The organism is Candidatus Hydrogenedentota bacterium (assembly GCA_019637335.1).
In the GTDB taxonomy this organism is placed as follows: Bacteria; Hydrogenedentota; Hydrogenedentia; order Hydrogenedentales; family JAEUWI01; genus JAEUWI01.
The window spans coordinates 55,256-70,883 of sequence record JAHBVV010000020.1 but is presented as its reverse complement, the minus strand read 5'-3'; the positions used below and the strand labels follow the sequence as shown (position 1 = coordinate 70,883).

Annotated in this window: 9 protein-coding genes; 6 read left to right on the top strand and 3 right to left on the bottom strand. The window is 65.9% G+C overall.

Annotated elements, in window-relative coordinates; all coding sequences use genetic code 11:
* Window positions 1-95: 95 nt before the first annotated feature.
* The 6 genes from KF886_18770 to KF886_18745 all read left to right on the top strand — a co-directional run bounded on the left by KF886_18770 (window position 96) and on the right by KF886_18745 (window position 11,747).
* Window positions 96-2,612, top strand: a complete 2,517-nt coding sequence (locus tag KF886_18770) for an AAA family ATPase (GenBank protein ID MBX3179404.1) — start codon at window positions 96-98, stop codon at window positions 2,610-2,612.
* Window positions 2,613-2,681: 69 nt separating this feature from the next.
* Complete coding sequence (locus tag KF886_18765; GenBank protein MBX3179403.1) at window positions 2,682-5,252, top strand: hypothetical protein; 2,571 nt, start codon at window positions 2,682-2,684, stop codon at window positions 5,250-5,252.
* Between the two features lie 199 nt (window positions 5,253-5,451).
* The gene (locus KF886_18760; GenBank protein ID MBX3179402.1) at window positions 5,452-6,180 is read left to right on the top strand and encodes a hypothetical protein; all 729 of its coding nucleotides are present in this window, start codon (window positions 5,452-5,454) and stop codon (window positions 6,178-6,180) included.
* Window positions 6,181-6,487: 307 nt separating this feature from the next.
* On the top strand, window positions 6,488-8,632 hold the full coding sequence (locus KF886_18755) for a hypothetical protein (protein MBX3179401.1): 2,145 nt from the start codon (window positions 6,488-6,490) through the stop codon (window positions 8,630-8,632).
* A gap of 102 nt (window positions 8,633-8,734) precedes the next feature.
* On the top strand, window positions 8,735-10,216 hold the full coding sequence (locus KF886_18750; protein ID MBX3179400.1) for a peptidoglycan DD-metalloendopeptidase family protein: 1,482 nt from the start codon (window positions 8,735-8,737) through the stop codon (window positions 10,214-10,216).
* 241 nt (window positions 10,217-10,457) lie between these two features.
* On the top strand, window positions 10,458-11,747 hold the full coding sequence (locus KF886_18745) for a hypothetical protein (protein MBX3179399.1): 1,290 nt from the start codon (window positions 10,458-10,460) through the stop codon (window positions 11,745-11,747).
* Window positions 11,748-11,834: 87 nt separating this feature from the next.
* Here the strand turns inward: KF886_18745 and KF886_18740 are convergent, their stop codons facing one another.
* From KF886_18740 to KF886_18730, 3 genes are all read right to left on the bottom strand, one after another.
* The gene (locus KF886_18740; protein ID MBX3179398.1) at window positions 11,835-12,539 is read right to left on the bottom strand and encodes a hypothetical protein; all 705 of its coding nucleotides are present in this window, start codon (window positions 12,537-12,539) and stop codon (window positions 11,835-11,837) included.
* A gap of 416 nt (window positions 12,540-12,955) precedes the next feature.
* Window positions 12,956-13,378, bottom strand: coding sequence for a hypothetical protein (locus KF886_18735; GenBank protein MBX3179397.1), 423 nt, complete (start codon window positions 13,376-13,378; stop codon window positions 12,956-12,958).
* 259 nt (window positions 13,379-13,637) lie between these two features.
* Complete coding sequence (locus KF886_18730) at window positions 13,638-15,530, bottom strand: heavy metal translocating P-type ATPase (GenBank protein ID MBX3179396.1); 1,893 nt, start codon at window positions 15,528-15,530, stop codon at window positions 13,638-13,640.
* Between the last annotated feature and the right edge of the window lie 98 nt (window positions 15,531-15,628).

Sequence of the window (15,628 nt, the reverse complement as noted above, 5' to 3'; positions counted from 1 at the left end):
CGCGCGCCCCGTAATTGACTGCCTTTTCATGAAATGCTAGGCTATCCTGTGGTCTTGGGGACCTCGCTGCATTATTGACGCTGGTTGAGGACACTATGTACAAAGCTTTTTACGGGCTCCGCGAGAAGCCATTCAACCTGACGCCGGATCCCCGCTTCCTTTATTTGAGCGAAAAGCACAAGGAAGCCTTCGCCCATCTGCTTTACGGCATCCGAAACCGGAGCGGCTTCGTGATGGTGACCGGTGAAATCGGCACGGGAAAAACGACGATCTGCCGCAACCTCCTGAACCAGCTGGATGAGGACACGGAGGTGGCCTTCATCTTCAACCCGATGCTGGGCCCGCTGGAACTGCTGCGCAAGATCGTTTCCGAGTTCGGCATCGAAGCCCGCGGGGCCAATGCGCTGGAGCTGACCGAGGAACTCAACGAATACCTGCTGGAGGCCGCGGCGAAGGGCAAAAACTGCGTGCTCCTGATCGACGAGGCGCAGAATCTCGATCCGCAGGTGCTGGAGCAGATCCGCCTCCTCTCCAACCTGGAAACGGAGACCGAAAAGCTCCTTCAGATCGTGCTCATCGGCCAGCCGGAACTGGGCGAGAAGCTGGAGCTCCACGAATTGCGCCAGCTGAACCAGCGCATCACCGCGCGCTACCACCTCCGCCCGCTGAGCGAGAAGGAAGTGCTGCAATACGTGGCCTACCGCCTCCACGTCGCGGGCGGGCGGCGCACGGTGAAATTTGCGCGTCCGGCCATCAAGGCGGTCTACAAGATCTCCAAGGGCACGCCCCGCGTCATCAACGCCATCTGCGATCGCGCGCTGCTTATCGGATTCACGAAGGAAACCCACACGATCACGAAGGCGATCGTATACCGCGCGTGGCGCGAGATACGCGGGGACGCGATCTTCGGCCGCCCGCAGCCGCGCCGTTCGTTGCGGCAGTGGATCTTCAATCCCGTGTCCGGCCTCGCCGCCGCCTGTATCGCCGCCGCGATCTACCTGAATTCGCCCGTGCTCCAGTCGCACGCCGCCAGCCTCATCGAACGCGGCGCAAAGCTCCTGCCGGAACCGGGCACGGCGCGCACCGTGGAACCGTCGGCTACCACCGCTCCGCCAGCGGAGACCGCCCGGCCCGAAAAACCGGCGGAAGACGCCCCCGCCGGCGAACAGCCGGACACGGCCCCGCCCGCGGAGACGCCGCCGGTATTGGCCGCCGTGGTTCCCGAGCCCGCGGAAAAGCCGGTAGCGCCCGACGTGGCGCCGCCGCCGTCGCCCGATCCCACCCTCGCGGTCAGCGCGGATCCATCCGCGGATCTCGAGGCCGAGTTGCGGGCCGCGAGCGCGTCCGATACCCATCGCGCGGCGCTTGCGGCGCTGCTCGGCGCCTGGAACAAGACCCCCTCGGGCCGGGCGCCCGCCAACCTGGACGACGCCACCCTCGACGCCTTTCTTCGCGCACAATCGTGGACCTACGAACGCCTGAACCCGTCCCTCGGACAGCTGATTGCCCTCGACCTCCCCGCGCTCGTCCGCGTAATTGTGGACGACGCGCCCCGCTGGATCGCACTGGTCCACGCATCGGGCGACACCGTCACGGTTTCCTCGGGCGGCGAGGCGCCCCACGCGGTCAAACGCGCGGCCCTGGAATCCATCTATGCCGCCGAGGCCATCGTGCCGTGGCAGGATGCCGCCCAGGGCGCGCGCGCGCTGCGTCAGGGTCAATCCGGGCCGGCGGTCGCGGATCTGAAGGCGAAGCTCCGCAACCTCAATCGCCTGAACGCGGACAACACCACCGACAGCTACGATATGGAGACCGCCACGGCGATATCCCGCCTCCAGGCCGAAACCAGCCTCGATGTCGACGGCGTCGCCGGGCGCCAGGTGCGTCTCGTACTGTCGAGTTGGCTCAAGGACAACGGCGCGCCAGGCCTGACCGGCCCCGTTCCCGCGCCGGTCGCCCTGGCGAAACAGGAACCCGCGCCCGCACCGGCGCCCAAACCCGAACCGGCTCCGGCGCCCAAACCCGCACCAGCCCCGGCGCCGACACCGACACCGACACCGACACCGACACCGACGCCCACGCCCACGCCGACGCCCGCGCCGACGCCCGCGCCTGAGCCTGAGCCGGCGCCCGTAACGGAATCGGCGCCCGCGCCTGAGTCTGAGCCTGTACCGGAGCCCGAACCTGCGCCTGAACCTGCACAGGAGCCCGAGCCCGACGCAGCCCCGGAAGCCGATGCCACGCCCGACCTGGAACCTCCGCCCGCGCCGATCACACTGAGCAATGTCAATCGGGAGTTGGAGGAAGACGCGCCAGAAGATGGCGCGTTGCCCGGGGCGATCCATTCTACCCCGGAATCCGTTGGCCCGGCGCCGTCCGCCGCCCCCGCGGAGGTTCGCGGCGCGGGCGGCGTGCAGATGGAGATCAAGGAACTGGACGACCCGGGTAGCCTGCCGCCGGCCCCGCCCGCAGCCCCAGAGGCGCCCGCCGACGTCGACGATGCGGATGGTGCGCCAGCCAGTGACTCCCCAGCCAGTGATGCGCCGGCCCCCGAGACTTCCGCGGAGCCGGACACGCCGGACGATCCGGAAGAGCCGGTCGAAGAAGAGTAACAGAGCGCGACGCCCGCGACGTCTCTCCGGGGCCCGCCACGCATTGACCCCACAGGAGCCGCATTCACCATGCCCCCTTGCCGCCCGCGCGCGCTGATCGCCCTTATTCTGCTCGTGGCGCGCTCCGCATTCGCGGCGGACGGCGCCTGGCCGGAGCCGCGCCAGAATCCGCATCTCACCGCCCTGCAACCGCGCCCCGGCGCCATGCGGGACGCGCCCGCGCTACTTGGCGAATACGATCTGGGACGCACCCGCGCCGACATCACGCCCGTCGCCGTGGAAGACGGACACTGGGCCCTCTCGATTGTCGCGGGCGCGCTCTATTGTCACGACGCCGAGGGAAACGAGGTGTGGCGGGCGCATCCGCCGGGCCTGAACTTCGAGACGCTGGTGCGCGTCGCCGATCTCGATGGCGACGGCGCGCGGGAGATCCTGCTTCAGGCCGGCCGCCCGGGCAGCCCCTACGCCGCCGCCGTGTTGGCCGATCTCGCGACCGGCGCAATCCGGTGGCGCTACGACGTCGATCCCATGTCGTACCAATGGTACCTCTACGCGGGAAGCTATCTACCCGATCGCAAGGACGAACAGATCTTCGTGGTCATGATGGGCTATCCGCCCGATCCGGAGAACGGCTATTGCGCCCTATTCGCCTTCGAAGCGCCGGGCGGTCTTCCCCGGCTCCAGTGGCGCTACGACTTCCACGAATACACCTGCTTCCCCAGCTTCCTCCAATCCGATCTTGACGCGGACGGCGTGCAGGAGCTCGTCCTCCAGACCCACAGCCGCATGTGGTTCCTCGACGCGGTCTCCGGAGCCCTGAAGCATTTCGCCTCCTGGGACGTCAGCCCCGGCAACGTGCGCAGCTACGGCCTGACGCGCTTCGTCGATCTCGATCGCGACGGCCGCGAGGATTTCCTTTGTATCGCCAACTTCTCGCAGCACCACGAAGTGCTCTTTAATCGCGGCGGCGCCATGGAAAAGGCGTGGCACTACGGGTGGCCCGAGAGCGTGACCACCGGGAAGGTCGCGACGACCTGGCCGGAGCCGCCCTACGCCGATCTGGATGGCGACGGCGTCTACGAGATCGTCGTTTCCATGTTCAACAGCGAAGGCGAGGGCGCCTGGCTCGTCCGCGCCTACGATGTGATGGATGGCGCGCTCAAGTACACCTTTCCCGGCGTGATCGCCGAGCGAATCCACGACCTCGATGGGGACGGCCGCGCGGAAATCCTCGGCAATGCGTCCGAGGACCCGACCCGCACGCGCCTGGCCGGCGCGCGTATCCTCGGCGTGCGCGACGGCGCGCTCGCGCAGCGCTGGGCGGACGACGCCGCAACGGCGCTCGCTTCGGGAGACCCGCCCGTTATTCAGCGTGACGGCGCGCCGTTCCACGCGGCTGTATCCCCGGACGGCGCATTCTCGCTGGCGCCCGCGCCCCCGGCGCCGCCCCCCACGCCCGGCCCCGACTTTTCCCGCCTCCCGGCCCTGCAAGGCCCGCCCGCGCCCGTGCTGCTCGCCGCCGATCTGACCGGAGATGGGCGCAATGAACTCCTGCTCTTCCAGGAACCCGACCTGACCGTCCTGTCGTACCGGGACGGATCCTTCGTCGAGGCGGGGCGCCACGCCGCAAGCACGCCGCCCGCGATTGCGGACTTCAACGGCGATGGCCTGACGGATCTGGCCCTGCTGCGCGTCTCCCCCACCGCCCTGCCCTCGGTACGCGTCATCACGCCCGCGAAGGACAACGCACTGCTCTGGGAGATGACCTTCCCCGAACCCGACCGCCCCGGCCTGCCCCAGCCGCGCCGCGCCTACCTCCGCACGATCCACCTGACCGGGCGGGATACGCCGGATCTCTACGTGTGGGCCGGCACACCGGTCGTGCGCAGCGCCGGCCTGAACGGATCGAATGGCGGGCTCCTCTGGGAAAAGGGCGAGACCGAAGTCCAGCGGTACTGGGGCCCGAGCGTCAACTATGCGTCCGCGTTCGATTTCAACGGCGACCGCAAGGAGGACCTGGTTTTCACGAACCCGGACTACTACTGCGTCGCCGATGGCCCGACCGGCGACCTGCTCCTCGGCCCGCTGTTTCCCCCCCACATTTTCGATCAGCCGAGCCAGGGCCTCTACACCTTCCCGGCCGTGCTCCCCCGTGACGGGGACGCGCCGCTCGTCTGCCTCGCCGGCGGACACTACTTCCAGGGCGGCATGTCCATCGCCGCCGATCCCTACTGGCATCGCGCCGGGCGGCCCGGCGACAGCCGGACAGGCCACGAAGCCTTCCTCCCCTTGCCGGACGGCGCGTGGCTGATGGGCTTCGGGCGCCAGAACGGCCAATTCGCCTGCGTGAACGCCCGCACAGGCGAACTGCGCTGGGAATTTGACCTGCAGGCCGCCGCGACCGATGTGATTGCCGGCGATGTCGACGGCGACGGCCAGTTCGAGTTCATTTTCGGCACGAGCCACGGGCAACTCCTGGCCCTCGGCGACGACAACGGATCGCCCCGCGTCGTTTGGACCCGGGATACCGGCGCACCGCCCGGCGCACCCATCCTCGCCGATCTCGACGGCGACGGCGCCGTGGAACTCATCGCCGCCGGCGCGGACGGGCGAATTCGCGTCTTCGGCGCCGCGGATTGAATGTTTAGACGCGCCGCGCGTCCATAACGGCGGAGGCTGGTCGCATGCCGCGTTTGAAGGCCCCCGCGTTTTTTGCTATCGTTTACGGGTTCAACAGGCCCGGCTCGTTGCGGTCGGCCGGGCATTACATGTAGCGGGGGAGCTGCGGCGCGCCGCCGGCATGCCCCCGAAGCCACTCACTTCAGGAGTACCCAGTCCGATGAATTTCTCTCTTCGAAACGCCGCCGTCTTCGGCGCGGCGGCCCTCTTTACCTGCGGCGTCGCGCACGCCGGCTCCGTCACCGGCAAGATTGTATACGAGGGCGATATCCCCCCCGTGCTCAGCAAGCCGCTTGACGTCAGTTCCGACCCGAATTGCGTTCATCACACCGAGGGGAAACCCGTGATGAACGAGATCCTCGTGCTGGGTGACAACAAGGAACTGGCCAACGTCATCGTCCGCGTCACCAAGGGCCTCCCGGAAAAGGAATGGCCCGTGCCCGAAGAGCCGTACCGGATGACGCAGGAAGGCTGCAAGTACTCGCCGCACGTGAACGTCGTGCGTCTCGGCCAGACCCTGTACGTGCTGAACCCGGACAAGATCTTCCACAATGTGAACTGCGCGCCCAAGCTCAACACCCCACAGAACCGCGCCATGCCCGCCAACACCACCGTCCTCGAATTCACCTTCGACAAGGTCGAGGAAGAGCCCTTCCGCTTCAAGTGCGATGTGCACCCCTGGATGATGGCCTACTGCGCCGTGCTCGACCACCCCTTCTACGACATCTCCGAGAAGGACGGACTTTTCGAGATCAAGGACCTGGAACCCGGCGAATACGAGATTGAAGCCTGGCACGAGCGCCTCGGCACGCAGACCGCCACGGTCACCGTGACGGCGGACGCGGCGGCGGAAGCCAACTTCACCTTCTCGCGCCCCACGAAGAACTAACCCACGTTCCGCGCCCCCGCGCCCCGGCGTCGCCCCCGCGATGCCGGGGCGCTTTACTATTGGGCGAGAACCACCAACAAACGGTTGGCCGCGCGGCGGCGGGCTGGGGTATACTCCGAGGAGTCCGGCCCCGGAGGGCCGCATCCGGTGCGCGCCGGGAAACGCAATGCCCACGCAACGCTATCAAACCGCCCTCCAGACGCGACAACGGGCGATTGAGCCCCAATCGATCCACTCTCAAAGCGCCGCGACCGCAATTCGCGTTGAATACCGTTCAGTAGCGAAGTTTCAAATCAAAGGCTTTATCATGCGCCTGCTTCTCATGCTCGCCCTCACCGTGTCCGCACTCCCCGCCTCCGCCGAAACGGCCGATCTCTCCACCCTCCCCTTCCCCATCTGGAATGTGGTCCCACCGCTGCGCGATACCGACGACCCGCGCGCGCTCGCGGAACCCGACCCCGGTCGACTCCCGATCAAGGTCGGCCCCGTCGAGGAACACGTGCGGCGCTGGCTCCCGGACACCGTGCTCCAAGGCGCCATTATGGGCGTTCAAATTACCCCGGAAGGCCTTGTGGTCAGCACTTCAGGTGGCGAAGCCACCTACGACACCGCAACCTGGAACGCCGGCGCGGTCGCCCTGGTCAAGCGCAAGGCCCTCTACCATCCGCGGCTGAATTTCTTCGGCGAAATCGGTGACTACATTCGACCGCACGAGGCCGCCCTCACCCTGGCCGGCGCGCGCGTCATCCAGGACGCCGTTATGGAGGGCGATGGCGCCTGGCTCGCCACCAGGAACGGGCTCTATCGCGCGGATAAGACCACACTCACCCGCCACGAATCCTATGGCGTCGATGGCCCGCTCGCCACCAACGTCACCGCCGTCGCGCTCGACAGTCGCGGCGCGCTCTGGACCGGATCCCCGGTGGGCATCGCCGTGCGCGAGCCGGACGGCGCCTGGCGCGCCATCCGCGGCCGCGACGGCCTCCCGGTCGAAGACGTCACCTGCATCGCAATCGATACGAATGACCGTCTGTGGATCGGGACCTCCCACGGCCTCATTCACCACCGCCCCTACGAAGAGGGCCGCCAGTGGTTCTACCGCGAGAGCCAGCGCTACCTGCCCCACAACCACATTCACGACGTTGCGCTGACGCCGGATGGCCGCACAGTCTACACGGCCACGGAAGACGGCGTCGGCCAGCTCGATATCACGGAAACCACCCTGCTGGCCCGCGCCGAGACCCTGGAAAAACAGGTCACCACCTACCACCGGCGCCTGGGCCTCGTTGCCGATGCCGTGCTCGATAATCCGGTAAACCCGACGTCCTGGTACTCCCCCGACCAGGACAATGACGGCCTGTGGACCGCCTACCACGTCGCGGCCATGGCGCTCGCCCACGGGACCACCGGCGACCCCGCCGCGAAGGCCTCGTCCCGCGAGGGCATGGAAGCCCTCTACATGCTGCAGGACGCCTCCGGCACGCCCGGCCTCGTCGCCCGCACCGTCGTCACCCCCGAGGAAGCCGCCGAACGCGGCTACGACAAGACAACCCAGTGGCGCCGCACACACGACGGCGCGATGTACTGGAAGAGCGACACCTCGGCGGACGAGATCGACGGCCACTACCTCGCGTTCTACACGTACTGGGAGCACATCGCGAAGCACGATCCAGAACTGCGCGCACGGCATATCGAGCAGGTCCGCGAAGTCACCGACTACATCGTCGACAACGGTTACCTCTTCCTCGACTGGGACGGCGAACGCACGCGCTGGGGCTTCTGGAATCCCGAGCTCCTGAACAACGACCCGAACCGCTTCCTCGAGACCGGCCTCAACTCGCTCCAGATCCTGTCGTTCCTGAAGACCGCGCACCACATCACCGGCGACGCGAAGTACCAGGAACATTACGAGAAACTCATCCACGAGCACGGCTACCTGGCCAATGTCCTCCTCGAAAAGAAGACCTTCCCCGACTCGAACAACCACTCGGACAACCAGCTCGCCTACGTCGCCTGGTACCCGATCCTCCAGCTCGAACACGACCCCCAGATTCGCGAACAGCTTCACAAGGCCGTACGGCGCCATTACAAAATCATCGACCGCGACCGCAGCGCCTTTTTCTACTTCGTCACCGCAACGATCGACCCGCACTACGTGGATCTCGAGTCCGCCGTGCTCAACCTCAGCCGCATCCCCACCGATCGCCGGCAGTGGCCCCAGAAGAACAGCCACCGCGCCGACGTCGTCTTCGATCCCCGTGTGGACCGCTTCGGCGTCTCCCAGCTCCTCTCCGTGCTGCCCGTCGACGAGCGCTGCTTCGGCCGCTGGAATCGAAACCCGTATGTCCCCGATTTCGGCCGAGACGGCAATCTGCTCGACACCGGTTCCGCCTACCTCATCGCCTACTGGCTGGGCCGCCACCACGGATTCTTCACCGAAATGGAAGAGTAGCCGTCCCGGCTGTCCAAACCCAGGCGGGACGCCCGTCCTACGTTCTTGGAACCTCCCACGCGCGGCGCGCTATAGTGGGAAAAAACCGAGAGGATTCCCGCTGTGCCCCTGTTTCGCCTTTACGTCCTGTGTTTGTTTGCCGCATCAGCCGCCGCACTTCCCGCACAACCCGCGCCGCTGGAAACTATCGCCCCGCTCGTCCGCGTGGTGGATCTCAACATCGGCGAACACGCCACCGTCACCCTGCACGACGGTTCAACGGCCAACATCGCCCTGATCGGTGTGGAGGAACACAAAGAGCCCGTACGCGAGGCGGTCTACGGCGCGACCCTGCGCCTCCGCGTCAACGGCGAGTCCCACCTGCTCGATGCGGGCCCCTACCGCCTCCCCGTGACGCTCGCCGGCGTCCAGATCGACTGCACCGCGACCCGGGGCCTCAACGAGCGCGGGACCCCCGCCTTCTGGGGCCTCGAAAAGGACGCCCGAATCCGCCTCTGGCCCGCGGGCTCGCCCTGGCTCCAGCCCGGATCCATGATCTACCCGATCAAGCAGGACTGGAACGCCACGCGCACCTGGTTCGACAACGAACCGGTCCACGGCGGCGACGCCATCAAGCCGAGCATCTACTACCACGCCGGCATGGACATCGGCGCCTCCGAAGGCCTCGCCGAAGTCGTCGCCGCCACGGACGCGCTGGTCGTGCAGCGGGGCGAAGACGTGCTGCCCGGCCACGAGACGGATACCCCCGCCAGCCCGCGCTACGACGTCGTCTACCTCCTGGACGGGCGCGGCTGGTACTACCGCTACTCGCACCTCAAGGAAATCGCGCCCATCATCCAGCCCGGCGCCGTCGTCCGCCAGGGCGACCCCGTGGGCATTGCGGGCAAGGAAGGCGCCAGCGGCGGCTGGTCGCACCTCCACTTCGAGATCAAGAGCCGACAGCCCTCCGGCAAGTGGGGGACGCAGGCCGCCTTCGCCTTTCTCCACGAGGCCTATGTCCGCGAGTTCGGCCTGGCGCTCTATGCGAACGCGCAACCCATGCAGATGATTGTCGCCGGTGAATCCGCCGTGCTCGACGGCAGCCGCTCCTGGTCCGCCAGCGGCGATATCGCTTCCTATACGTGGACCCTGCAGCGCGGCGAAGCCCTCGAAAGCCCCCGCCACACGGTCGCTTACGACACCCCCGGCTTCTACTGCGAAACGTTGAAAGTAACGGATCCCGGCGGCGAATCCGCCTGGGACTTCGCCCACGTCATGGTGCTCGACCCCGATGACCTCACGCAGTACACCCCCAGCGTTAACATCAACCACCACCCCGCCCGCGGCATCCGCCCCGGCGACCCGATCACCTTCAAGGCCCGCGCCTTCCGGATGGAGGGCGGCGAAGAATCCTGGGACTTCGGCGACGGCAGCCCCGTGCGAACCACCCAATCCCCGGAAGACGCCGAACCCCTCGCGCCGGAAGGCTACGCGGAAATCCAGCACGCCTACGCCAATCCCGGCGACTACATCGTAAGCGTCACCCGCACCCACAACAACGGCCAGACCGCCACCGCCAAAGCGTGGATACGCGTATTGGAGTAGGCTGGAGGCTTTGGGCTTTAGGCTGGTGAAATAAGCAAACTCGAAAGCGGTGTAAATCAACAACAAAAACACCCTATTCCCCTTTACTATATTTCCACCAACTGTCAACTGTCAACTGTCAACTGTCAACTGTCAACTGTCAACTGTCAACTGTCAACTGTCAACTGTCAACTGTCAACTGTCAACTGTCAACTGTCAACTGTCAACTGTCAACTGTCAACTGTCAACTGAGGCTCGCTCAATGCACCCGCTGCTCCTCCATGCCGTCTGCGCCCTCGCCGCGGCGCCCACCGTGTTCCTCTCCCCGGCGGATCTCCACGATGCCGATGGCGTCCGCGTGGAAGCGCGCATCCCCGAGCCGGGGCGGGTGCTGATTCCGAAGGACCCGGATCGCCCGAAGCTCTGGTATGCGCCCGTGGCGTCGCGCGCGATCGACAGCGGCGTACGCCTTTGGTACCAGCGCGTCAACACCGAAGAAACGGCGTGGGAAGACCAACGCACCCTCTGCGTCGGCGATCTCCGCGACGGGAAATGGACCTTGCCCGCGCTGCACCCGGATCCCCCCGTCTGGGGCGGACCAAACAACGTGTGCCTGACGCGTTCGCCGCACCGGCCGACGTGGGGCGGCTTCAACGTCTTCCAGATCGTGGAGCACAAGGACCGGCTCGCCCTGCTGTACTGGGATCAGCCCGCGGAAGAAGGCCTGGCGGGCGCAATGCTCGCCTACTCCAGCGACGGCCTCTCGTGGGAGAAGCAGCGAGGCGCGGTGTTCACCGAGCACAACGACGCCTACACGCTGATGAAGCGCGAAGACGAATTCTGGCTCTATCAGACGATGCTCGAAGACTGGCCGGATAAACCCTACACCGACAACCTCCCCGAAAAGCGGCGCGTCCAGGCCTTTCGCACGTCCCCCGATCTCCAGGTGTGGACCGACCAGGAAATCATTCTCCGCCCGGACGATCAGGACCCGCCCGAGGCGGAGTTCTATCTGATGAAAGTCTTCCCGTATGGCAGCGGCTTCGCGGGCCTCCTGATGAAATACTACGCCGACCCCGCGCTCGAAGGAAAGCACAGCGGCATCATCGTGAACGAACTAATCACCAGCCGCGACGGCCGCGCCTGGGAGCGCCCCTTCCGCGACACAGACCTGGGCTTCTGGAGCTATGCCGACCCGTTCCCCATCGGCTCCGAGATCCACTTCGCCATCTGGAAGGACGGCGGCATGGAGACCGTGGCCTACCCGAAGGATCGCCTGACCGCGGCCGCCGCCGAGGCCCGTGGCGGCTTTACCCTGCCGCTCAACGCCGACCGGGGACTGCCCTCCACCATGAACGCCGACACGAGCCAGGGATGGATTGAATTGGACGTTGTGGACGGCGCGGGCGCGCCACGGGAATCCTTCGGTCGTTGCCGCGTGGAGGCGCTCGACGCCCGGGCCATCCCGCTTGCGTGGAAACAGGAGGAAGTTGAGCGCGGACTTAAGCTGCGCGTCCGGATGGAGCGCAGCGCGCTCTACGCACTCGACTGATCCGCACAATCCATAGCCACCGTGAGGAAGGGCGCGGGCCCCGCTGGACCCGCGCCCTACTTTCTTGCCAATCGGCCCCCTGCTATCTCACGGGAAATCGCTCCCCGGCCACAGGACGCTCTGGTAGAAGCCGCTTTCAATACCCTCCTCGCCCGGAGCGAAGATATGGTTGGCGACGTGAAGCGCGATGCCGGCGGCATTCATCGGGAATTGCCCGCCCGTCGGGAGCGGGTCCTCTTCCAAAACCACTGTGCCACCGCCGCCATCGGGATACTTGTAGAACGCCACGTGCCCGTCCGCGAAAAGAATATTCGCGCCCCCCGGCACATGGTTGAAGCTCTCGGCCGCATCCGCAATGTTGTCCAACATAATTGCCAGATTCGATTGCGCCACGGCGGAGGCCCCTGGATTGTTGATGTCCGTGATGAAGAAGCGCTCCACCCCCTCGCGAAGGCGCGGGGCCCGATCATAGCCGCCCGGAAGCGGAACGGCGAACACCCAGTCCTCCTCGGCGCGGTACGCATTCTCGTAGATCCGCGTCCCGAAGTCCTGGATGCTCTGGTAAAAGGCCAGCGACTGCGCCGGCGTCTGCACCATCGCATTGCTCACCGCCCAGCCCAGGTAGGTGTATGGATGGCCCAGAAACTCGCACGGCTCCACGACGCCGCTGTTCGTAAAGCCGGGCGTATCCACGTAGTTGTCCGATCCGACATTGCCCCGGTCATAGGTCTCCAGGGCGTTGGCGCTTGCGGAAATGGCGCTCGGGCAGATCAGGATGTTCGGATCCGTCATGTAGTCCGGATACACCGTCTCCCCCTCAAAGATGGTGTCCAGCGATGACACCGTGCCGTCGCAGCGCTTCGTTTTGATCGGCGGGAACTTCCCGCCCTTGCTCTCGCCGGCGTACATCTTGAAGATGAGGCCGAATTGCTTGAGGTTGTTCTGGCAGCTTGCGCGCCGCGCCGCTTCCCGCGCGCGGGAAAGCGCGGGCAGGAGAATGGCCGCGAGAATGCCAATAATCGCGATAACCACGAGAAGTTCAATCAGGGTAAAGCCCCGGTACGGGCGTCTTTTCATGAGAAGGTTCCTTTGAGAATAGTCCGGGTGGGCGCACGCGGGGCATCCGGACACCGGTGGCCCGATTGGACACACCGCGCCCGTGCTGCGCGCGGGTCAGACCGCGCCCGGTAATGGTAGTGGGGAAGAACTCAGGCGATTGGGGCGGTGGCGGGAGGCGGCGCGCGCGGGCGGCCGGAAACACGGGATTCCGCCGATGCCGCCCGGGCCATGGGCGCGATTACCCCCCGTACGGCAAGCGGCGGCGCGGGAGCGGCGAAGCCCCCATCCGCCAGGGTGTCAAGCGACGCAAGGCAGAAATAGGCCCCTTCCGGCGACGCCGGATCCCGATCCGGGGAGTCCGGCGCCTCTTCCACCGGCGGCCGCCGCACCGGAATGCGCACGGGAAACGCGTTGGTTTCACGCGCCGCGCGCGCCCCTTCCACCCCCGCGCCGCCACGGTGACCGTGCGCCACACCGCCCGCCCCGTGCGAGTGCGCCACGGCGCCGTGGTAATGCGGTGTCGCGACCAACGGCAGGCCAGAGACCAACCGGATCGACACGACCAGGGCCAAAAAGGTCGCCCGCCATGCGAGCCGACGCGCAAGAGCGCCCCCTATCCTTCGTTCAGTACGTAGCGTGGATCTGCTCAATCAATCGGTGATTCCCAAAGACAATGCAACGAGCATCAGGCGCACCGGAGAATCCAGCACGCGCAATTACGAGTCTTGGGAATTATGGTATTTCGGATGGGCGCCGCGCAAGATTTCGCAGCCACGAACCCTGCCGGAACACCAGCGTAAGGGCAGCCAATCCTCTGGTGGCTGGCGCACACTACTCTCCGGGTCGCGGGTTGCGAAGTATCCGGAGCCCGTTCAGGCAGACCAGCACAGTGCTTCCTTCATGCCCCAGAACGCCAAGCGCCAGTGGAAGCGATCCGGCCAGGGAGCAGGCGGTCAGAATCAGTATCGAACCCAGCGCAAAGGTCAGGTTCTGCCGCGCGATCCGGGTTGCCCTGCGCCCCAGGGCCAGTGCGGCGGGTACACGCAACAATTCGTCGCCCATCAAGACACAATCCGCGCGGTGCAGCACCGTATCGATACCCGTGCCGCCCATGGCGCAACCGACCGTGGCGCGGGCGAGCGCTGGCACATCATTAATACCGTCGCCAATCATCAGAACCCGGCCCCACTGATTCTCAAATCGCTCAACCCACGCGATTTTCTCTTCCGGCAACAGATCCGCGTGGAATTCGTCCAGCGCCAACTCACCGGCCAACCTCTCCGCTGCGGGCGCGTTGTCCCCAGTTAGCAGGGCAATTCGCTGCACGCCAAGCTTCCTGAGTTCCGCAATGGCCTTCAGCGCGGAATCTCGCGGGGGATCAAGGAATCCAAGTAGCCCCAGCCATTTACATTTATCCCGCGCCCGCGTACCCTTCCGGCAACGGTGGACAATTACCGTGCTCTTCCCCGCGGATTCCAGCTCGCCCTTAGCGCGCATCAACCAGTCGGGCGCGGCTTCGCCGTGCTGGTTGAAGAGCCGCGCGTTACCGACCCAGACTTCATATCCATCAAGGTCGGCGTGGATTCCCATGCCCGGTTCGGCCTCGAAGTGGACTACTTCGCCGATGTCCAGGTGGCGCTCCCTCGCGGCGCGCACGATTTCTTTGGCGATCACGTGCTCCGAGCGCGCCTCGAGAGCCGCGGCCTCGGCCAGCAGTGTTTCTTCCGTGTAGTCTTGGGGCGCATCGGGTGAAAGGATAATGTCGGTGACCCGGGGCCGGCCAGTGGTGAGCGTCCCGGTCTTGTCAAACATGACGGCGTCGATATGCGCCAGCTTCTCCAACGTTGATCCGCCCTTGAAGATGATACCTTGGCGCGCGCCGGCCGCAATCGCCGCGAGCGTGGCGGCGGGCGTTGAAAGCACAAGCGCGCACGGCGACGCAACCACCAGTAGCACGATTCCCCGGTAGAAGGCGTCTGGCCCGGGGAACCCGGCGAACCAGAGAACAAGAATGTAGAGCGTGACGCCGGCGAGCACGCCCGCGGCATAGCGGTTCTCCAGGCGTTCAATGGTGCTCTGAAACCGGGATTTTCTTTCCTGCGCCCTCTCGGCGCATTGTACGATTCGGGCGAGCGTGCTCTTGGCCGCGGGTTCCGTGACCGTAACGTCAATCGAGCCGTTCCGGTTCACCGCGCCAGCCATCACCCGATCCCCGCCCCGCTTGGAAATGGGAACGAACTCGCCTGTGAGGGTGGACTCGTCCATTGTGGTTTCGCCCTCGCGCACGACCCCGTCCACAGGCGCGATCTCCCCGGGGTGAAGGCGCAGAATGTCGCCCCGATCAATCTCCTCGATCGGTGTCAGGGCCACCCCTTCGGGGCGAAGCACCGTGGCGTGCGACGGCCGCTCCCTCAAAATGCTCGTGATGGCGCGCCGGGATTTCTCCTGCGCAATATCCTCGATCACGTGGGAGAGTGAGAAAAGAAACAGCAGAACGATACCCTCGTCGTAGTGGCCGATGGCCGCCGCTCCGGCAGCCGCCAGGATCATCAAGAGTTCGATGTCGGCCTTTCCCCTCAACAGGCCCGGAAATGTCTCGATGGCGGCGCGCCAGGAACCCGACAGGTAGCCCCCAACCGCCAAGGCGATACCGGCAGCGGGGGGCATGCCAAGCCACTCTCCAGCGATAAGCGCCAGCGCGAAGGACCCGGTCAAGGCTGTCAAGGCGCAATCCACCCACGGCAAACCGGCGAGATAGCAAGGTTTCGCAACACTCATGATACGATCCAGAGCGGGCCGCAATCTTGCGGGCGCCCGGTATA

Excerpts from the sequence above, each read along its gene's own strand:
- KF886_18745 (MBX3179399.1), top strand. The coding sequence starts at position 10,458 with ATGCACCCGCTGCTCCTCCATGCCGTCTGCGCCCTCGCCGCGGCGCCC.
- KF886_18765 (MBX3179403.1), top strand. The coding sequence starts at position 2,682 with ATGCCCCCTTGCCGCCCGCGCGCGCTGATCGCCCTTATTCTGCTCGTG.
- KF886_18740 (MBX3179398.1), bottom strand. The coding sequence starts at position 12,539 with ATGACGGATCCGAACATCCTGATCTGCCCGAGCGCCATTTCCGCAAGC.
- KF886_18760 (MBX3179402.1), top strand. The coding sequence starts at position 5,452 with ATGAATTTCTCTCTTCGAAACGCCGCCGTCTTCGGCGCGGCGGCCCTC.
- KF886_18770 (MBX3179404.1), top strand. The coding sequence starts at position 96 with ATGTACAAAGCTTTTTACGGGCTCCGCGAGAAGCCATTCAACCTGACG.
- KF886_18755 (MBX3179401.1), top strand. The coding sequence starts at position 6,488 with ATGCGCCTGCTTCTCATGCTCGCCCTCACCGTGTCCGCACTCCCCGCC.